Here is a 21,214-nt window from a genome sequence, read left to right on the forward strand (position 1 = left end):
ACAGCCTCCATTTTGTCTAGAACATAATATCCAATATGAGGATATTATGCAAAATAATCCAAGTATTTAGCTTAAAGAAATTTATTCTACCAATGATCTCATGTATTAAATTTCCTTCGACTTTATAATATTCTTGATGTAAGTATGATAATCCTCTTAAAATTCACAAAAAAAAAGTGTAAAAAAGGTTTTTACACTCTTCTAACATGTCCATTTCTTACAAATTTTCAACTACAGGTATTTGGACTTATTGCTTATTCTAAACTTATATCCCTATACGTATAGTAGGTACTTGCATATAATCGTAATCATGATTATCCCGCATATAAAACGTAATACTGCCAATATCATTAACCTTACTAATATTTTGCTGATACATTCTACATAGGGTACTAAAGCCTTACCCACTACTAATTCCCATATTGTAAGACCTATTAAGGAACCCAATAAGGCATCAGCGACAATAATTCCCGCTAAATTACATACAGGAGTATTCACACTATATGTTTTTGAAACATTATATCCCCGTGTCAGATAGTTTCTGAGCCCCCTCATCCCAATTTCTGCAACGATTGCTAAAGACGCTAATACAATTATGATCCATGAAGGTAATGTGCTAAATCCAATTATCGACGCATAAATGCAAGCGGCAGCTAAAATAATGATTGTCCCATAGAAATTAGGAGCTAATGTACATAACTGTCCTATAAACATGATTAATAATATACTACTTTTTACTATCACCATGAATCCCTTTCTCACCTAACCATAGTTACTATCATTATTGCTGATTTTCCCTATATTTATGTACTAAATAAGCAGTATAAATAATAAATACTATCATTATGAAACCTGAATAACTCATAATCCATAATATCGTTGTAAAACGCATGCAACTTACTAAATATATAATAATTCCTGCCACTGTTAGCGCAGGTAAAAAAGATATTTGTATAATACTACTAACTTGTCTAGCATTAACCAGCATAGCTGGAACCATAGTATTGGTAAAAGTACAAAATAAAATGATGTTAAAAGTAAATACCATAGCAGCGCCGCCTACTTGACTAACAATACCTGCTAATGCCAATGGACCAGAAATATTAGCAACTAATACTAGATAGGCAATCAGTATCGTAAATACGCCCTCAACAGACTTTGCCAATAGAATCAAACAAATGGCTATGTAACCTTTTTGTGATAAATATGCTCCCATTTCAACAACTAAGATAGACCACATTCCGCCAACATTATAGCCTAATAACCCTAAAACAAGCTGCCAATTAACACTACTGAACCTCGGCATAACAATATCGAGTTTAAAATCAAAAAGAAATAATAAAATGAGCAACAAGGGAACTAATAATAAGCCAATATAATTAGATAGTATTAACAAACAACGACCATAGCCAGCCGCTAATACTGAGAATAATAGTAAACAAATGAAACTTGCGACAAGAGGAGAAATACCCGTCAAAATATGTAAGACTTGGGCGGCATAATAACCACCTGTTAAAGCACTTGCAGGAATGCATACAGATAATATTACAAATGCCAATATTCTTTTTCCCTGCAATCCATATAACTCTTTCATAACAACAACTAATTCTTCCCCAGTCTTAACACCGATCCAAACCAGTATAGTAGAAAGTAGCAAGCCAAATATAATAAAGATATATAACGTACTAACATACACTTCTTTATTGCCTAATATACTCGCCAAATCGGGTATAACAGCAACGTGATCCCCTGCAATATGCAATATCGCTAAACAACATATTGGTAATATCATCCACATAGATTCACCACCTCTGTGCTTATATGATATTAGATTGCTTTACTAAGGGTGAATAAAAAAGGTTATTGCCAAGATCTCCTGGCAATAACCTACTTAAATACGACTCTATTCTATTTTGAACCACCAGTTTTTAACACAGCTCTTTTACGTTCATCATACTCTTTCCAAGTAACCCAAATTGGGCTGGCATTGAAAATAGCTGAGTAAGCACCACTGAGAAAACCGATTAACATTGCTAGTGAGAAATTCTTTGTTGACTCGCCACCAAAGAAATGTAATGATCCACAAGCAAATAACACTGTCAGTAAAGTATAAATAGTACGTGTAAATGTTTGTCCTATGCTGCGGTTAACTAGATCTTGGAATGACTCTGTCTTACGATGTGTTTTTAAATTTTCTCTGATCCGATCAAAAACAACAATCGCCTCATTCATTGAGTATCCAATAACGGTTAAAATCGCTGCAACAAAAGATGAATCCATCTCGATGTGGAATAAGGAGAAAATACCTAGGACAATCAATACATCATGCAATATAGCTAAAATCGCTGAAACTGCGATTTTATACTCAAAACGATAGGAGATATAAGCAATTAATAAAGCACAAACTACCGCTAAATTGAGTAGTGCTTGCTGCGTTAGCTCAGATCCCATAACAGCACCGACTTTTTCACTACGCAGAACTTCAAATGCTCCTAAACGTTTCTCCATATCTGTAAATAATATTTGGCTTTCATCATTAGACAAAACATGGGTTCTAATAAATAAATTATTTGATGTCTCCGCCTGATCCGTTGAAACTAACTGTATTACACTATTTTCTAGACGATGATCAACCAGCACTTCACGAACTTGAGCGACTGTCACTGGAGAAGCAAATTTCAAATCCAAAATCGTTCCGCCAGTAAAATCAATTCCTAAATTAAATCCCTGTAATGCCATGGAGATTAAACCAGGAATTAGGACAATTAAAGATAATGCAAACCACCAATACCGTTTTCCAATAATATCAAATTTCATTTTTAATCACCCCTTACGCACCAAAGTATTTGCCATTTTTAGTCACATTGGACTGCATTAACATCCTCAGTAAATAACGACTTACTGTAATAGCCGTAAACATACTGAGAATTACTCCAAGTCCAAGCGTTATAGCAAAGCCTTTGATTGGGCCCGTTCCCAGGATAAATAATACTGTAGCAGTAATCATAATGGACACATTTGAATCTAAGATTGTATTGAAAGCTCTTGAAAAACCAGCATCAAGAGCAGCTCTTAATGTTTTACCACTGCGATATTCTTCTTTAAATCTTTCAAATATTAATACATTCGCATCCACAGCAACCCCCATGGATAAAATAATACCAGCAATACCTGGCAATGTCATAGTTGCTTGGAGCATTTTTAAAGAGCCCACCAAAAGTAACACATAAACCAAAAGTGCAATCGTAGCAACAAAACCTGACAAACGATAAAACCCTAGCATAAATATTACGATTAAAGCAATACCAATGCTAAATGCTTTCTCACTCTTTTCCTTAGAATCTTGACCAAGTGTCGGTCCTACTGTTCTCATTTCCATAACATCTACTTTTACTGGAAGTGAGCCTGACCTTAATAAAATAGCTAAATTCTGCGCTTCTTCAATTGATCGGCTGCCTGTAATAACGGCTTTCCCATTAGGAATCGGCTCATTTACGACGGGACTCGTAAGCACTTGCTTATCAAGTAAGATACTAATATGTTTACCAACATTCTTAGTAGTTAGATCAGCAAAAAGCTTACCACCTTGATCAGAAAATTCCAAGGCAACTACACTGTTTTTATTTTGTCCCATTTCAGCCTTAGCATCTTTTAAATCTTTACCTGTCATAACAGTAATGCCACTTTCGTCCTGAAATTCTAGCAATGCTGTTTTACCTAACATCTCAATTGCTTTTTCTGGTTCTTTAATACCAGGTAGCTCCACAATAATTCTTCTATCGCCTTGTCGTTGAATAATCGGCTCAGTCAAACCAATTTCATTTACACGTTTTTCAATAATCTTAACGACCCGTCGAACAGCATCTTCATCTACTTTTGCTTCTGGAGTATCAACAGCTTCTAGTACTACATGTGTACCGCCTTGCAAATCCAGACCTTGCTTGATTGAAGTAGTTAAAGGTGAAATAAAATAACTAAAACCCAGTACAATCACAGCAACTACAACCAAAAACTTGGCCACATTCCCCACTCTCAAAAACGTCTCCCCCATTCTCTTCTTATCTAATTTAAATAAGTACAATTACCAAGCTTTTCACCCTAGCTAAAAGCCTAGTAAAAGTCAAGTTTTTCCACAGGTTTAATTATATCTGCTATGTCATAAAAATGTCAACGTAATGCCAGCATATCAATTATAGCAGCTGGTTGTTGTTAATGACTAAGCTAAATTGACAATTTAAAAAATCTGCCGCCCTCCGACACATGATCATTCGAGCTAAAAAAATCTCAAAATATTCCATGACTGGACAAATATTAGTATCAATAACAATTTCCAAAGCAATTCTGCGTAAATGTTTGTCAACTACCAATTTACTACTATTAGCAGCGTAATTTACTCTATCATGTATTTCAAATGTAGCGAAATCCTTATTCGTCACTCTGCTGCGGTGTACATCTGACTTATCTGCTAAGATTAATGCAGCGGCCACCGGATTAATTGCATTGCCTCTTTCTTCTTCATGATTCCCAATTGCTGAAATAACTAAAGCAATTTCTTCTGGCGGCATTCCTAATCGTGATACTACATTATAAGCCATGACTGCACCTGTACCGCCATGATTGTAGCGATTAATCATATTTCCAATATCATGTATATACCCGGCTACTGCTGCCAATTGACATTCTCGTTCTTCATACCCTAAATCTTCTAACACATGATAAGCCCGATCGGATATGATTGATGCATGACGCTTACCATGTTCTGTAAAGCCTAAACGACCAAGGTACTCTGTACTGCAAGCAAGATATACAGATATTTCATGATCTTTCTTTAGATCTTCGACAGTTATTTTTGACATAAGAATTCCCCCCAGTATACTCTAGCATTCATCAAACAGCATTTCACTACTTAAGTCACCTTCGAGGTCTGCCATTCATGCACATCTTTGTTGTAATCATGATACAACATACTTATTCTGTCTTTACCCTAAAGTGCTTTATATTGCTAATGTATTTAAAACTACAGTATATTAGGTCCTCTTTAATTGTTGTTCCATATTCCATATTAGGGTAGCTTAGTTTTCATTTTTTATATTATGCACTTTTTTACTATCAGATATGCCATTTAATAAATACATGATAATTTCATTTATCGTCCTTTGCAAGTAACATAAATAATCTCTGACTGCACAAATATAACAGTGGCAGAAATACCACTTTGTGGTCCTTCTGCCACTGTTATATTTCTATATCTCACCCGAAATTCCATTATTGATATCTATATCGCTACACTATCCATTAATTATATCACACTTTACAATTTCATTTTCATTCAACAAAAAATGTACAGGCTTATCATAATCGTTATGCGGAATACTTTCTATAACGTGTGAAGACCATATAGCACCAATTAATATGGCTTGAGGAGCCTGAGGAATAAAGCGGTCATAGTATCCAGCACCCATTCCTAATCGGTTACCAGAATGATCAAACCCTACTCCTGGAACAATTATTAAATCAATTAACTCTGGATTCATTATCTTAAGAGTTGCAGGATCGGGCACCAATAAATTAAAACGCCCTTTAACTAAATCATTCCAATTCTCAATTACAGCAGCATCCATCACACCGAATTCTTTTCTCATATGTGGTACACAAACCGTTTTTCCCTGTGACCAAGAGTCCTCAATTATTTTTGACATTTGTGGTTCATCAAACATAGACAAAAACAACATTATAACCTTCGCTTGTTGATAATATGGCCACGCAAATAATTGTTTAGCCATATTATCACTTTGAGCAGCAATCATGTTTTTATCTAGTTTACGTCTTCTTAATAATAATTCTGTTCGTAAATTAGTCTTGTTATGACTACTAATTTTCATATTACTACCTTACCTTATTATCCAGTACACGTAGAGAAAACCATAACTTCCTATCCGTTTTTAGGATCATTCTGGTATGATTGAATTGCCGAGCGTAAAAAATCGATTTCAACTTTTTCTGAAACTTTTAAAGTCACTTTTTTAGCATCTAAAGCTATAATCGTACCATACATACCACCTGCAGCAATTACACGATCACCTTTTTTTAAGTTATTTAACATTTCTGCACGTTGTTGCTGTTGTTTTTTCTGAGGACGATACAATATAAAGTAAAAAACTAGCGCCATCAAAACAATCGGCCCATAAGCCGCTAATGTCTGCATCATCTCTTGCGATAATTCTGGCATATAATTCACCCCCTTTATTTTTATATTACTAGTATTATATTCCACATCAAGTACTTAAATCCTCTTTATCGATTATATTGTGCCAAGAACCCTTGCCTGAAATCTAGAAAACGATCTTCTAAAATAGCTGTACGCATCTCTCTCATAAAGTTTAATAGAAAGTGTAAATTATGAATGGTTGTAAGTCTTAAGCCAAAGATTTCATCGGTTTTAAATAAATGCCTAATGTAAGCTCTTGAAAAATTCCGGCAAGCGTAACAACTGCATTTGTCATCAAGGGGTCTAAAATCCCTTGCATATTCAGCATTCTTAACAACAAGTCGTCCCCAATTGGTCATAACGGTACCATTACGAGCTACTCGAGTAGGAAAAACACAATCAAACATGTCAATACCATGCATAACCCCTTCTACCAAGCAGTCGGGCGTTCCAACCCCCATTAAATAACGAGGCTTTCTTTCAGGCAATAACGGTACTGTATGCTCTAGCATTTCATACATTAACGGTTTCGGTTCACCAACACTTAAGCCACCCACAGCATAGCCAGGAAAATCTAAGGAAACCAAATCTTTGGCACTCATACTTCTTAAATCCTTATACATACCGCCTTGTACAATACCAAATAACGCTTGGTCGGCTCTAGTGTGAGTCTGTCTACACCGCTCAGCCCAGCGCGTAGTTCGTTCCGTAGATTCTCGAGCATAATCATGCTCGGCGGGAAATGGCACACATTCATCAAAAGCCATAATAATATCAGATCCTAATGCCATTTGCACCTGAGTGGCTTTCTCTGGAGATAAGAAATGTTTGGATCCATCAATATGAGAACGAAAAGCAACACCTTCTTCAGTAATTTTGCGTAATGCCCCTAAACTAAAGACTTGAAACCCACCACTATCTGTTAAGATTCCTCGATCCCAATTCATAAATTTATGTAAACCGCCGGCTTCTGCCACTAATTCATGCCCAGGTCTTAGATATAAGTGATAGGTATTACTTAAGATGATTCCAGCGCCCATATCCTTTAATTCATCAGGTGACATTGCCTTTACGGTCGCTTGCGTACCAACAGGCATAAAAATAGGTGTATCAAAGGAGCCATGAGGTGTATGCAAGCGTCCTGCTCGCGCTCCTGTTTTTGAACATTTTTTAACTAATTCGTACGTTACTGACATTTTAATCCCCCTAGATTCTATTAAAATGATTCCTATTCTAACAAAAAAATTATTATAGAAAAATTCACAAAAATACAATGCCACTTTCGTGGCATAAAACAAACTTTAAAATAATAAAGGTAAAAACAAGTTTATTTTATATAATTAACATGGCATCGCCAAAACTAAAGAATTTATACCCTTGCTCAACGGCTTCCTTATACGCAGCAAAAACCTTTTGCTGTCCAGCTAAGGCACTAACTAACATTAACAAGGTAGACTTTGGTAAATGAAAGTTAGTCACAGCAGCATCAACTATTTTAAATGTATAACCTGGATAAATAAAAATTTCAGTCCAGCCGCTTTTAGCTTCCAATAGGCCATTTATCGTAGCTGTCTCCAATGTTCGTATTGCTGTAGTACCGACTGCTATAATTCTACCGCCTTCCTGCTTTGTTCTATTTATCAGTTCTGCCGTCTCAGGCAATACTGAATAATATTCCCGATGCATTACATGATCGGTAATATTATCGGTATTAACCGGGCGAAAAGTGCCTAAACCAACATGTAGGGTCACAAATGCCAGATGGATTCCCTTTTCTTCTATGCGTTTCATTAAATCTGTCGTAAAATGCAAACCTGCCGTTGGCGCAGCTGCCGATCCCCGTTCACGAGCATATACAGTTTGATATCGTTCTTTATCCGCTAATTGCTCTGTGATATAAGGAGGTAAGGGTGTTTCTCCCAGCTCGTCCAAGATTTCTTCAAAAATACCTTCATATCTAAAGCGAACAATACGACCGCCAAAATCAGTCGATTCGAGTATTTCACAAGACAACCGATCACTAAAGATAATGATCGCACCAGGCCTAGCCTTCTTACCTGGTTTCACCAATGCCTCCCAATCACTTTCTGATTTACGATTTAATAAGAAAACTTCTACTTTACCACCGGTCTCGGCCTTAGCGCCAATTAACCGAGCTGGAATTACTCTGGTATCATTAAAAACAAGGGTATCACCTGCATTTAGGTATTGTAGCAAATCAAAAAAATAGTTGTGTGAAATGGCACCTGTATTTTTATCTAGCACTAATAAGCGAGAATGATCACGAGGCTCGCAAGGATGTTGAGCAATTAACTCTTCTGGTAAAAAATAATCAAATTCAGATAACAACATGCAACTAGACTCCTTTAGGTAACTTTTTAACCTCAACACCTTGATAATAGTGTTTCAATATCTCTTTAAAATATGTAGGGTCATCTTGAGGACCTTTCTCTGCCATAGCCTTGGCTCCCCATTGAGATAAGCCAATACCGTGGCCCCAGCCAAATCCTGAAATTGATATGATCTCATTTGACCGACCGCTAATACGATGTATATCTTCTTTATCTGTAAAATATCCTTTTTCATTTGTTGACGGTAAATTAATCTCAACTTTTTTATTGCCCACATTACCTATACCATCAGAAATTTCGAATTCAATACTTTTTTGTACCGGCAGCATGATATGAACATCAAACAAAGAACTCTTCAAAGACAATATCGTACGCAGCTTTTCACCAGTCAACTGAATACTTCCATTCGTACCAATAAAACGTATCATCTTCACTCTTCCAGAAACGCCTCGGTCAGGAGTATCTATCGGCTGAGCAGCAAGGGGAGAAATGCCAATTGCTTTTATAGTCCCAACATTGTATCCAGCTTTAGATAATAATTCTCCTAATTCATTAGGAGTTAGCTGTTTTTCCCAATTGTAGTGAGGCGAACCTTGATCATAATCAACTACACCGCGCAAATATGGCAGATAGGTTCCCCATATATTTTCACTATTCTCTGTGTAACCACCAGAGCTGCTATGAAAATAAGCAGGAATAAGCTTGCCTTTATACAAGATCACTTGGCCCGCAGTATCATCTACTGCCTTAATACCCCGAAGGACTTCCCCTTCACGGCCGCCATAAACTTGACAATCCGTTGTAGCACAAACATCATAACCATCACTCTGATGCTTATTTCTGCTATAAAAAGCATACGTACGAGCTGCTACTGCTTGAGCCTTAACTGCTTCCAGAGACCAACTTGGTGATATTTCTTTTGCGATGACACCATATAAATATTTCTCAACCGATAGTATATTAACAACTGTCATTCCACTCTTTCCATTGGTAATATGGATGTTAATATCACCTCTATATTTTTTTTTATTAACCTCAATAGAATATGCATCATCCTTTTTTAATTTCAAGAGACTTAGTCTAACACCATCTATTTTTTTCCCATTCAAGATAAATCCATTCCCATTATAAGCAATTGTCGCTTTTTCATTAGCAGAGAATCGCCCCAATGTTTGATTTTTATCAACATTGACTATTTCATATTCAACATCTGCTGAAACTAAAATATTACGCTGATTTGACCAAATACCGACTCGAATATTACTCTCTGAAGCTTGTGCTGCGTACACAGTACCTACCAAAAAGAGCATACAAGATAAGAATCCCAATAAAATTGTAATAAGTTTACAATTCAAAATAGCACTCCTTTCAGCTTATAATAAATTACCTTGTTCATCTGTCTTATATACTATACCTAAATGCTCATATGCTTTCTGTGTAGCAACTCTCCCTCGAGGAGTTCGCTGCAAAAAACCCATTTGTAGCAAGAAAGGTTCATATACATCTTCAATAGTATCATTTTCCTCACTAATGATAGCAGCTAACGTATCAAGACCTACTGGACCACCTTTAAAATTCTGTATGATTGCTAACAGCATATTACGGTCTGTTTTATCAAGTCCACATTTATCTACTTCTAACATTGCCAATGCTTTATCAGCTGTAACGTCAGTAATGATTCCATTTCCAGCAACTTGAGCATAATCTCTTACCCTTTTTAGTAAACGATTTGCAATTCGTGGCGTTCCTCTAGACCGCTTTGCAATTTCATAAGCTCCACCAGTTTCAATTTCTACATTTAGTACTTCTGCAGTACGATTCACAATACAAGCTAATTCATCAGGTTGATAATATTCAAGCCTTGAAATTACACCAAACCGATCACGCAAAGGAGACGCTAACGCCCCCGCACGAGTCGTTGCGCCAATCAACGTAAAAGGTGCCAAATCTAATCGAATGGACCTAGCGCTAGGTCCTTTGCCAATAATAATGTCTAAAGCATAGTCTTCCATAGCAGAATATAAGACTTCTTCAACATGTCTTGATAATCGATGGATTTCATCAATAAATAAAACATCTTTCTCCCCTAGGTTTGTAAGCAATGCTGCCAGATCTCCTGCTCTTTCAATCGCTGGACCAGATGTTACACGGAAATTTACACCTAACTCATTAGCTATAATAGCTGCCAACGTAGTTTTCCCTAAGCCAGGTGGCCCATATAGTAAAACATGATCTAATGCTTCCTCTCGGGAAAGGGCAGCCTGTACAAATATTGAAAGATTGTTTTTAACTTTATCTTGACCGATGTATTCATTTAAACGGCGTGGTCTAAGACTATATTCCCACGTATCAGCATCCTGTTCATTACCAGCGATAATTCGTTCTTCCACAATTATCTATTACCTCCCATAAATTCCCTGAGTGCTAGCTTTAAGAGCTCCTCCACCGAATGACCATTCTTTTCTATTTTTTTTAGAACGGGCATTATTTCATTTTGATTATATCCTAACGCCAATAACGCTTGTAATACTTCCTCAATCACATCGCCAGTTGATACTGATACGCCAGAAATATAATCTTCATTTAAATCGTTCTCAGTAATTAGTCCGATCTTATCTTTCAATTCAAGAATAACTCTTTCAGCAGTTTTTTTGCCAACTCCCGGTAATTTAGTTAAAATTCCTATGTTTTTTTGGCTTATCGCTAGACGAAATTGTTGTGGATCAATTGCCGATAAAATTCCCATGGCTACTTTAGGACCAATGCCTGAAATTGACGTCAGCTGCAGAAACAAATCATACTCATCTTGAGTGTAAAAACCATATAACATCAATGCATCTTCACGCACATACATATAAGTAAATAAAGACACTACTGCAGCAATTGTAATTTTTTGACGAGTAGATTGTGCTATAAAGACTCGATATCCAATACCTTGAACATCAATAAAACAATGATCTACTGCTAAATGTGATACAGTTCCACGTACATAACCAATCATACTTTATTTCCCCACACTTTATTTTCTGAATTACATTTTATACCTAGACGTTTTTTTAAAGAAGCGCGATTAATCTTATTTGAGTCTACTAGGCTATTACAAACTAACTCCGGTCTCATATTACTACAATGGGTAGTACAAATCGCAATTGCTAAAGCATCTGCTACATCATCAGGATGTGGCTTAGAAGGTAAGTTTAGCAAACGCTGTGTCATATAAATGACTTGCTCTTTAGTAGCCTTGCCATATCCCACGACTGCTTGTTTTACCTGTAAGGGCGTAAATTCTGCTAATTTAGTGGAATTTTGAGCTACTGCTAGTAATAGAACGCCCCTAGCTTGCGATACTGTTATAGCAGTTCGTACATTCTTATTAAAGAATAGCATTTCTACTCCCACTACATCAGGTTTATACTTCTTTATAAGTACATCAATTTCATGATGAATAATTACTAAACGTTCTTCTGTATTCATTTTTGGACTAGTTTGAATAGCACCATAATCTAACGCTCGAAGCGTACTTCCTTCTAAATTTACAATTCCATATCCACAAATTGCTGTACCTGGATCTATCCCTAATGCTAACATAAATATAGCCTCCCTTGCCAACTATAGTAAATTCGACAAGGTCATGCTTGATTCCTTTCTAATGAGAGCAATAAAAAAGATAAGGGGAATCTCCTCCCCTTATCTTGACTGCATTCCTTCTAACGTTCGTAGTAACTCTTCCTTCGATTGTACCACCATCCCTTTTTCCAATTCTTCAATATCATGTGGCATGAGTTTATTAACCTGGATGGCAGTTATCTCCTTCACAATTGGCTTATAACCTGGTCTTCCATAAAAAACAGCAACCTGATTGTCTTTTACTCCGATAAAGATATTATTGGCATGCTCACGGCAATAACCATCAACTTTTAATCTCATAACCGCCTCATTCGTATCAAATTTCTCAAATTCCCATCCTTCATAGATTTTCTGCATTTGATAAATACTTAGTCCTACTAAGTTTTCGGTAGGTTTCGTTTTTAAAACTTCTTCTTCATTGCACTTCAAATATAGAATTTTTTGTACGATATCTGTGTCTTTTGTTATTTTAATTTTACTATCTTGTTTAGCAACCTCAGTTTCTTGAAGAAGAATTGGGTTCTCTCCACCAGAAAAAGATCGATAAACCATATAATATGCTGATAGACCCATCACCAATAATAAAGCTACACAAAGTAAAGCATACTTTTTATTAATCTTTGCAAATGGTAACAATAGAAGCAACTCCTCATTTCCATATTGCCAACATTATTACCCGATTCTTAGAAAAATATACAAAAAAAGTGTGATATTATCACACTTTTTAGTATTTACATTAAATCTTCTGGAATATCGAAATTTGCATATACTTCCTGTACATCATCATGTTCTTCTAATGCATCCATCAACTTCATCATTCGAGTAGCATCATCAGCAGCTAAAGCTACGGTAGTTTGCGGTATCATAGTAATTTCAGCTACAGAAGTTTTGATACCATTCTTTTCAAGAACTTCTTGAAAAGAATAAAAGTGATCTGGCTCAACAGTAATTTCAAATTCATTATCTTCTACTTTAAAATCATCTGCTCCAGCCTCAAGTGATAACATCATTAACTCTTCCTCATCAATCGTTGCCACTTTTTCAATTATAAATAATCCCTTTTTATCAAACATCCACGACACACAACCTGATTCACCTAAGTTACCACTATATTTTGAGAATAGATGACGTACATCTGCCGCTGTACGATTACGATTATCAGTCATAACCTCTACCATAACAGCAACACCAGCAGGACCATAGCCTTCATAAACTAACTCTTCATAATTGCTGCCATCTGAAGAACCAAGACCTTTTTGAATGGCACGTTGAATATTATCCTTAGGAATATTATTTTCTTTGGCTTTTTGTAATGCTAATTTTAATCGCATATTCCCTGTAGGATCAGCTCCACCCATTCGAGCTGCAACAGTGAGCTCTCGACCAATCTTAGTAGTAACTTTACCACGCAATGCGTCCATTTTACCTTTTTTATGTTTAATATTAGCCCATTTTGAGTGTCCTGACATAAATTATTTCTCCCCTCAACCAATATGAATCAGGAATAATTTTAGCATAATTATACTTGTTTCGTAAAGTAGCTATCAACTTCATAGCCTCTATTTTTGAGTAGAATCAAAGCCAGCAAGCTGGTACACTACTTATTATGCCAATGTAAATTCTTTTTACTTTTATCAATCGCCTCTTGATTTTCTAATGCAGTAATCATACTTGATGAATCAGCAAATTTATCAACCATCTTACTACCAATACGTGTATCAATCAAAATACCAGGTCCCCCAACACATCCACCATTACAAGCCATACCTTCAAAGAAATTAGCATCAATCTTTCCAGCCTTCATTTGAAGTAATGCGTCTTTACAATTTTGTAGTCCATCTGCGCGGTGTGGTCTCACTATCACATCTGGAGCAATTTTTCCTGCTGCATCAATAACTGCCTGTACTACACCGCCAGCTCTGGCAAATGCATTACCATCACGAGAAGCTGTTGAGGTAAATTCTGTTTCAAGAATATCTGCAGGTATGATACCAGCACCTGAAAATATTCCATCCATTTCTTCAAAGGTAAGTACATAATCAATAAGATCAGGATATTTACGCGCTTCAACTTTCTTTGCAAGACATGGACCTATGAAAACAATCACGCCTTCAGGATCAGCATCTTTAATTACCTTAGCAGTCGCCACCATGGGTGATACAGTAGTGGATACATGTTCCTTCAACTCTGGCAAATGTTTATCCACCATTCCTACAAAAGCTGGACAACAGGATGTTGTCATGAAGGAGTGTTCTTCAGGAACTGTCCCAGTAAATTCTTTTGCTTCTTCTAAGGTTACAATATCTGCACCAAAAGAAACCTCTCGAACATCATAAAAACCAACTTCTTTAATTGCAGCTATTACTTGGCTTGGTTTTACTTTCACCCCAAATTGACTAATAAATGCTGGAGCTAAAATCCCATATACGCGATTACCAGCTTTTATCTTTTGAATAATGTGTACTATGAAGCTCTGTTCCGTGATTGCACCAAAAGGACATGCTACTTTACATCCACCACATTGCACACACTTTTCATAATTAATAACGGCTCGCCGTTCCTTATCAGCTTTTATCGCACCAATATCACAGGCTCTTTCACAGGGACGTGTGATTTCAACAATAGCCCCATACATACAAGATTTTTTACATAGACCACATTCTACACATCTGGTTTTATCAATATAAGCTTGATTTTGAACAACACTAATAGCCTTTTTGGGACAACTTGCAATACAATTGTGAGCAACACAATTACGACACGCATTGGTTATAAAAAAGGTATCAATGGGACACTGATCACATGCTTCAGGCATAATATTAATAATAGGCATATCAGCAATTTCTCCATCTAAAGCCTGTTGAGCCGCTTCAGCTATCCCCATATTCAAAGGCTGTGACATAATAAATCTAACTCTGTCTTTCAAAACTGCGCGTTCTTTATGCACGCAACATCGATATCTTGGACCATCTTCAGTAACAATATTATCTAAAATATCAACAATATTATCTTTATCGAGTTCACCATCAAAGGTAAGTTTAGCGATTTTCGATAAAACTTGGCGTCTAATTTTTACTACTTCTGTTATTTGTAACATTTAACCCTCCTATTGGTATTACATTATTGTATAGTATAAAGAAACACTTTAGAAATGTCTATACCTCTTACATAATATATCCGACTTTTTATAGTTAGTTAGTTTCTTAAAATAAAATTCATATAATACTTTTCTATCCTGACAAGGTAAAACACCATTCACTTGCGTGAATGGTGTTTTCATTAAACTGGCTCCTTGAGTAGGACTCGAACCTACGACCGATCGGTTAACAGCCGATTGCTCTACCAACTGAGCTATCAAGGAATAAACTGGCAACTATCTATCCTCCCAGGCCGTTTCCAGCCAAGTACTTTCGACGTATAAGGGCTTAACTACTGTGTTCGGTATGGGAACAGGTGGAACCCCTTAGCTATCGCCACCAGATATTATAGAGGTAAACATCTCAAAGAGTATGCTCCCTCAAAACTTCACAGAAGCAGCGCACCAAATCTTTGTTAAAAGATTTGTGTAAGTCGCGACCTTAACATCAAAATGTTAACATCATTACGACTTTACAATGTCGCTATAAGCAAACGCAGTTAGGATTAGTCGTTAGCAGCCATGCTGCTAACTAAATTTAAGTCAAGCCCTCGTCCTATTAGTACCAGTCAGCTGAATCCATTGCTGGACTTACACACCTGGCCTATCAACCTTGTCATCTACAAGGGGACTTACTAGCTTATGCTATGAGAGATCTCATCTTAAGGCTGGTTTCACGCTTAGATGCTTTCAGCGTTTATCCTTTCCGAACGTAGCTACCCAGCTGTACTCCTGGCGGAATAACTGGTACACCATTGGTTCGTCCACTCCGGTCCTCTCGTACTAGGAGCAGTTCCCTTCAAATCTCTTACGCCCGCGATGGATAGGGACCGAACTGTCTCACGACGTTCTGAACCCAGCTCACGTACCACTTTAATGGGCGAACAGCCCAACCCTTGGGACCTACTACAGCCCCAGGATGTGATGAGCCGACATCGAGGTGCCAAACCTCCCCGTCGATATGGACTCTTGGGAGAGATTAGCCTGTTATCCCCAGGGTAGCTTTTATCCGTTGAGCGATGGCCCTTCCACGCGGTACCACCGGATCACTAAGTCCGACTTTCGTCCCTGCTCGACCTGTACGTCTCGCAGTCAAGCTCCCTTCTGCCTTTGCACTCTACGCGCGATTTCCAACCGCGCTGAGGGAACCTTTGAGCGCCTCCGTTACATTTTCGGAGGCGACCGCCCCAGTCAAACTGCCCACCTGACACTGTCCTTAGTATCGTTACTACTAAAGTTAGAATTCCAGTAAATAAAGGGTGGTATCCCAACAACGACTCCACACATACTAGCGTACATGTCTCGCAGTCTCCCACCTATCCTGTACATCATTTACCAAAATTCAATGTCAGGCTACAGTAAAGCTCCATGGGGTCTTTCTGTCCAGTCGCGGGTAACCTGCATCTTCACAGGTATTTCAATTTCACCGGGTCCCTCGTTGAGACAGTGCCCAAGTCGTTACACCTTTCGTGCGGGTCGGAACTTACCCGACAAGGAATTTCGCTACCTTAGGACCGTTATAGTTACGGCCGCCGTTTACTGGGGCTTCAGTTCACACCTTCGAATTGCTTCTAAGCACTCCCCTTAACCTTCCAGCACCGGGCAGGTGTCAGCACCTATACGTCAGCTTTCGCTTTAGCAGGCACCTGTGTTTGTGGTAAACAGTCGCTTGGGCCTCTTTTCTGCGACCTCCTTTAGCTCATACCGCGAGGGTAATCACCTAAAGAGGCTCCCCTTCTCCCGAAGTTACGGGGACATTTTGCCGAGTTCCTTAACGAGGGTTTTCCCGCGCACCTTAGGATTCTCTCCCCGCCTACCTGTGTCGGTTTGCGGTACGGGCACCCACAGCCTCGCTAGAAGCTTTTCTTGACAGCATGGGATCAGTAAGTTCATCAACCTTGCGGTCAACTCCCCGTCACTCCTCAGGCTTCTCGTTTAGCGGATTTGCCTACTAAACACCCTACAAGCTTAGACGCATTTCTTCCATTCATGCGATTACTTACCCTTCTGTGTCACTCCATCACTCAAACGGATGGGGGTGGTACTGGAATGTTTGCCAGTTGTCCATCGCCTACGCATTTACGCCTCGGCTTAGGCCCCGACTTACCCTGAGACGACGAGCGTTGCTCAGGAAACCTTAGGCTTTCGGTGGACAAGATTCTCACTTGTCTTTTCGCTACTCATACCGGCATTCTCACTTCTATATACTCCACAGCTCCTTACGGTACTGCTTCGATGCGTATAGAACGCTCCCCTACCACTCATGCCCAAAGGCATAAATCCATAGCTTCGGTTCCGTACTTTAGCCCCGGACATCTTCGGCGCAAAACCTCTCGACCAGTGAGCTATTACGCACTCTTTAAATGGTGGCTGCTTCTAAGCCAACATCCTGGTTGTTTCTGAAGTTCCACATCCTTTGCCACTTAGTACGGCATTGGGGACCTTAGCTGATGGTCTGGGCTGTTTCCCTCTTGACTACGGATCTTATCATTCGCAGTCTGACTCCCAAGGTCCGAGTACAGCCATTCGCAGTTTGACAGAGTTCGGTAACCTATAAGGCCCCTAGCCCAATCAGAGCTCTACCGTCTGTACTTATTTCTTGAGGCTAGCCCTAAAGCTATTTCGGGGAGAACCAGCTATCTCCGCGTTCGATTGGCATTTCACCCCTATCCACAACTCATCCCAAAACTTTTCAACGTTCACGGGTTCGGTCCTCCACGCAATTTTACCTGCGCTTCAACCTGGCCATGGATAGATCACTGCGGTTTCGGGTCTACAACAACTAACTAATCGCCCTATTAAGACTCGCTTTCGCTACGGCTCCACATCTTCTGCTTAACCTCGCTAGTTACTGTAACTCGCCGGTTCATTCTTCAATAGGCACGCCGTCGACCACATAAGGGTCTTCGACTGCTTGTAGACATACGGTTTCAGGTTCTTTTTCACTCCCCTCCCGGGGTGCTTTTCACCTTTCCCTCACGGTACTATACGCTATCGGTCGCCAAGGAGTATTTTGCCTTGGAGGGTGGTCCCCCCTGCTTCCCACAAGGTTTCACGTGTCTCGTGGTACTCTGGATCTCAGCCATCTCGCTCTGCTTTTCGTCTACGGGACTGTTACCCCCTATGGTCTACCTTTCCAGGTAGTTCGACTAAGCCTGACTTGAATTATGCTGGTCCTCAACCCCGAATCAGTAAACTGACTCGGTTTGGGCTCTTCCCCGTTCGCTCGCCGCTACTTAGGGAATCTCACTTGATTACTTTTCCTCTGGGTACTTAGATGTTTCAGTTCCCCAGGTGCCCTCCTCATAGTCTCAGCTATGGGTAACAATGCATTACCATTGTTGGGTTTCCCCATTCGGAAATCTAGGGATCAATACCTGCTTGCGATTCCCCCTAGCTTATCGGAGCTTACCCCGTCCTTCTTCGGCTCTTGGCGCCAAGGCATCCACCGTATGCCCTTATTAGCTTGACTTCGTCACTCTAATAGTCGGTTTGCAATAACCTATCATCTGCGTTGTTGTCGCTGTGGGCATTCATGTCGACGTACAAGTAGTACGACTCCATTCATGTCCTCGCTCCGCCTAGCAGCTGACAGCTTCTTGCCAACCTTTACTTGGTGGTATATTCGAGTTCTAAAACAAGAATATACATGTTTCAAATAATCCTAACATGCTCGGTAATCACCCAATTCTTACATTGGATTATTACGTTGCTTTCTTCTGTGCAGTTTTCAAAGAGCATTAATGAAATGGTGGAGGATAACGGGATCGAACCGTTGACCCCCTGCGTGCAAGGCAGGTGCTCTCCCAGCTGAGCTAATCCCCCGTATTCTACGCATAAAATGCGATCTTCATTTACCCGACTAAAAAAATTCGAGTTATTAAAACCTCGAATCCAAGTGAACGAATAAATGGTGGGCCTAAATGGACTCGAACCATTGACCTCACGCTTATCAGGCGTGCGCTCTAACCAGCTGAGCTATAGGCCCGCAGAGGTATTCCCTCAAAACTAAGCAATGTAAGTAAAAGTGAACAACCAGATGTGTCGACCTTGGATATGAAAGAGTATTTCATCCTTCAAATCTCCATAGAAAGGAGGTGATCCAGCCGCACCTTCCGATACGGCTACCTTGTTACGACTTCACCCCAATCACTGATCTCACCTTCGACGGCTGGTTCCATTGCTGGTTACCTCACCGGCTTCGGGTGCTCTCAACTTTCGTGGTGTGACGGGCGGTGTGTACAAGGCCCGGGAACGTATTCACCGCAGCATGCTGATCTGCGATTACTAGCGATTCCGACTTCATGCAGGCGAGTTGCAGCCTGCAATCCGAACTGAGAGCTTGTTTTTGGGTTTGGCTTCACCTCGCGGCTTCGCTACCCTCTATTTAAGCCCATTGTAGTACGTGTGTAGCCCAAGACATAAGGGGCATGATGACTTGACGTCATCCCCACCTTCCTCCGTGTTATCCACGGCAGTCTCCCATGAGTTCCCACCTTTACGTGCTGGCAACATAGGATAAGGGTTGCGCTCGTTGCGGGACTTAACCCAACATCTCACGACACGAGCTGACGACAGCCATGCACCACCTGTCTATCTGTCTTCCGAAGAAGAACTCTCTATCTCTAGAGTCATCAGACGATGTCAAGCCTTGGTAAGGTTCTTCGCGTTGCGTCGAATTAAACCACATACTCCACCGCTTGTGCGGGCCCCGTCAATTCCTTTGAGTTTCAACCTTGCGGCCGTACTCCCCAGGCGGGGTACTTATTGCGTTAACTCCGGCACTGGAGGGGTCGATACCCCCAACACCTAGTACCCATCGTTTACGGCCAGGATTACCGGGGTATCTAATCCCGTTCACTACCCTGGCTTTCGCGCCTCAGTGTCAGACACAGTCCAGAAAGTCGCCTTCGCCACTGGTGTTCCTCCTAATATCTACGCATTTCACCGCTACACTAGGAATTCCACTTTCCTCTCCTGCACTCAAGAATAACAGTATCCAATGCTTCACGGGGTTAAGCCCCGAACTTTAACATCAGACTGATTATCCCACCTGCGCGCGCTTTACGCCCAATAATTCCGGACAACGCTTGCCACCTACGTATTACCGCGGCTGCTGGCACGTAGTTAGCCGTGGCTTTCTTGTCAGGTACCGTCATTATGGATCATTATTTACAATCCACACATTCGTCCCTGAAAACAGAGTTTTACGATCCGAAAACCTTCTTCACTCACGCGGCGTTGCTCCGTCAGACTTTCGTCCATTGCGGAAGATTCCCCACTGCTGCCTCCCGTAGGAGTCTGGGCCGTGTCTCAGTCCCAGTGTGGCCGTTCATCCTCTCAGACCGGCTACTGATCGTCGCCTTGGTGAGCCGTTACCTCACCAACTAGCTAATCAGACGCAGACCCATCTTCTAGTGATAGCTTATAAATAGAGGCCACCTTTAGTATCTTAAGTATGCACTCAAAATACAACATTCGGTATTAGCACCACTTTCGCAGTGTTGTCCCCAGCTAGAAGGTAGGTTGTCTACGCGTTACTCACCCGTTCGCCACTATCTGATATTCAACACTCAATCCTCAGCTTTTGTGTTGGCACTTGTTTATGCGTGAAGCGCTCTCTTCTTTCGCGCTTGACTACACTGCTAAATATTCAGTGTTGAATACCAGACCGTTCGACTTGCATGTGTTAGGCACGCCGCCAGCGTTCGTCCTGAGCCAGGATCAAACTCTCCATAAAAGCAGACACACAATGCTTCAGCTTTGATGTGGTCGCTTTGCTCGATGCGTTAGCAGTCGAACTTCCTTACCCCATCATGCTTGGCACAGTATGCATAAACTATTTATTAGAGAACCTTGATGGCTCTTTAAAAAACAAATTGTTTATGTCAG

At 39.8% G+C, this 21,214-nt stretch carries 16 protein-coding genes, 3 tRNA genes and 3 rRNA genes; all 22 read right to left on the bottom strand.

Annotation, left to right across the window (positions count from 1 at the left end):
• Nucleotides 1–273: 273 nt before the first annotated feature.
• The 22 genes from JBW_RS12265 to JBW_RS12370 all read right to left on the bottom strand — a co-directional run bounded on the left by JBW_RS12265 (nucleotide 274) and on the right by JBW_RS12370 (nucleotide 21,062).
• Nucleotides 274–714 (bottom strand): hypothetical protein, encoded by a 441-nt coding sequence (locus JBW_RS12265; protein WP_235333769.1) that lies wholly within the window; start codon nucleotides 712–714, stop codon nucleotides 274–276.
• Between the two features lie 67 nt (nucleotides 715–781).
• Nucleotides 782–1,798, bottom strand: coding sequence for a hypothetical protein (locus JBW_RS12270; RefSeq protein ID WP_007952861.1), 1,017 nt, complete (start codon nucleotides 1,796–1,798; stop codon nucleotides 782–784).
• 110 nt (nucleotides 1,799–1,908) lie between these two features.
• Nucleotides 1,909–2,817: a protein translocase subunit SecF gene (gene secF / locus JBW_RS12275; RefSeq protein ID WP_007952862.1), complete on the bottom strand. Its 909-nt coding sequence runs from the start codon at nucleotides 2,815–2,817 to the stop codon at nucleotides 1,909–1,911.
• Between the two features lie 13 nt (nucleotides 2,818–2,830).
• Nucleotides 2,831–4,036, bottom strand: coding sequence for a protein translocase subunit SecD (gene secD, locus JBW_RS12280; protein ID WP_007952863.1), 1,206 nt, complete (start codon nucleotides 4,034–4,036; stop codon nucleotides 2,831–2,833).
• 154 nt (nucleotides 4,037–4,190) lie between these two features.
• On the bottom strand, nucleotides 4,191–4,856 hold the full coding sequence (locus JBW_RS12285) for an HD domain-containing protein (RefSeq protein WP_007952864.1): 666 nt from the start codon (nucleotides 4,854–4,856) through the stop codon (nucleotides 4,191–4,193).
• Between the two features lie 432 nt (nucleotides 4,857–5,288).
• Nucleotides 5,289–5,882 (bottom strand): 5-formyltetrahydrofolate cyclo-ligase, encoded by a 594-nt coding sequence (locus tag JBW_RS12290; protein WP_007952865.1) that lies wholly within the window; start codon nucleotides 5,880–5,882, stop codon nucleotides 5,289–5,291.
• A 50-nt stretch (nucleotides 5,883–5,932) separates the two neighbouring features.
• Nucleotides 5,933–6,229, bottom strand: a complete 297-nt coding sequence (yajC, locus tag JBW_RS12295) for a preprotein translocase subunit YajC (RefSeq protein ID WP_007933979.1) — start codon at nucleotides 6,227–6,229, stop codon at nucleotides 5,933–5,935.
• A 65-nt stretch (nucleotides 6,230–6,294) separates the two neighbouring features.
• On the bottom strand, nucleotides 6,295–7,404 hold the full coding sequence (gene tgt, locus JBW_RS12300) for a tRNA guanosine(34) transglycosylase Tgt (protein ID WP_007952867.1): 1,110 nt from the start codon (nucleotides 7,402–7,404) through the stop codon (nucleotides 6,295–6,297).
• A 136-nt stretch (nucleotides 7,405–7,540) separates the two neighbouring features.
• Entirely contained in the window at nucleotides 7,541–8,560 is a 1,020-nt protein-coding gene (queA, locus tag JBW_RS12305; protein WP_007952869.1) for a tRNA preQ1(34) S-adenosylmethionine ribosyltransferase-isomerase QueA, read from the bottom strand.
• A 4-nt stretch (nucleotides 8,561–8,564) separates the two neighbouring features.
• Nucleotides 8,565–9,914, bottom strand: a complete 1,350-nt coding sequence (locus JBW_RS12310; protein ID WP_007952871.1) for a SpoIID/LytB domain-containing protein — start codon at nucleotides 9,912–9,914, stop codon at nucleotides 8,565–8,567.
• 18 nt (nucleotides 9,915–9,932) lie between these two features.
• Nucleotides 9,933–10,949 (bottom strand): Holliday junction branch migration DNA helicase RuvB, encoded by a 1,017-nt coding sequence (ruvB, locus tag JBW_RS12315; protein ID WP_007952876.1) that lies wholly within the window; start codon nucleotides 10,947–10,949, stop codon nucleotides 9,933–9,935.
• A 2-nt stretch (nucleotides 10,950–10,951) separates the two neighbouring features.
• Nucleotides 10,952–11,560: a Holliday junction branch migration protein RuvA gene (gene ruvA / locus JBW_RS12320; protein ID WP_007952878.1), complete on the bottom strand. Its 609-nt coding sequence runs from the start codon at nucleotides 11,558–11,560 to the stop codon at nucleotides 10,952–10,954.
• Nucleotides 11,557–12,147 carry a crossover junction endodeoxyribonuclease RuvC gene (ruvC, locus tag JBW_RS12325; protein ID WP_007952880.1) on the bottom strand — a complete coding sequence of 197 codons (591 nt, stop codon included), beginning with the start codon at nucleotides 12,145–12,147 and terminating at the stop codon, nucleotides 11,557–11,559. The genes ruvA and ruvC overlap by 4 nt, the downstream gene beginning before the upstream one ends.
• Nucleotides 12,148–12,246: 99 nt before the next feature.
• The gene (locus JBW_RS12330; RefSeq protein ID WP_007952881.1) at nucleotides 12,247–12,822 is read right to left on the bottom strand and encodes a BofC C-terminal domain-containing protein; all 576 of its coding nucleotides are present in this window, start codon (nucleotides 12,820–12,822) and stop codon (nucleotides 12,247–12,249) included.
• A 95-nt stretch (nucleotides 12,823–12,917) separates the two neighbouring features.
• Entirely contained in the window at nucleotides 12,918–13,655 is a 738-nt protein-coding gene (locus tag JBW_RS12335; protein ID WP_007952883.1) for a YebC/PmpR family DNA-binding transcriptional regulator, read from the bottom strand.
• 128 nt (nucleotides 13,656–13,783) lie between these two features.
• Complete coding sequence (locus tag JBW_RS12340) at nucleotides 13,784–15,283, bottom strand: 4Fe-4S dicluster domain-containing protein (RefSeq protein WP_045820616.1); 1,500 nt, start codon at nucleotides 15,281–15,283, stop codon at nucleotides 13,784–13,786.
• Nucleotides 15,284–15,471: 188 nt separating this feature from the next.
• Nucleotides 15,472–15,547: transfer RNA gene (locus JBW_RS12345), tRNA-Asn, on the bottom strand.
• A 3-nt stretch (nucleotides 15,548–15,550) separates the two neighbouring features.
• A 5S ribosomal RNA gene (gene rrf / locus JBW_RS12350) occupies nucleotides 15,551–15,667 on the bottom strand.
• Between the two features lie 194 nt (nucleotides 15,668–15,861).
• Nucleotides 15,862–18,794 (bottom strand): 23S ribosomal RNA (locus JBW_RS12355).
• Between the two features lie 277 nt (nucleotides 18,795–19,071).
• Nucleotides 19,072–19,147: transfer RNA gene (locus tag JBW_RS12360), tRNA-Ala, on the bottom strand.
• An 86-nt stretch (nucleotides 19,148–19,233) separates the two neighbouring features.
• Nucleotides 19,234–19,310: transfer RNA gene (locus tag JBW_RS12365), tRNA-Ile, on the bottom strand.
• Nucleotides 19,311–19,412: 102 nt separating this feature from the next.
• A 16S ribosomal RNA gene (locus tag JBW_RS12370) occupies nucleotides 19,413–21,062 on the bottom strand.
• The 16S, 23S and 5S rRNA genes sit together here with 3 tRNA genes alongside, the layout of an rRNA operon.
• Nucleotides 21,063–21,214: the final 152 nt, after the last annotated feature.

The sequence above is a fragment of the Pelosinus fermentans JBW45 genome, assembly GCF_000271665.2.
GTDB classification, from domain to species: domain Bacteria; phylum Bacillota; class Negativicutes; order DSM-13327; family DSM-13327; genus Pelosinus; species Pelosinus baikalensis.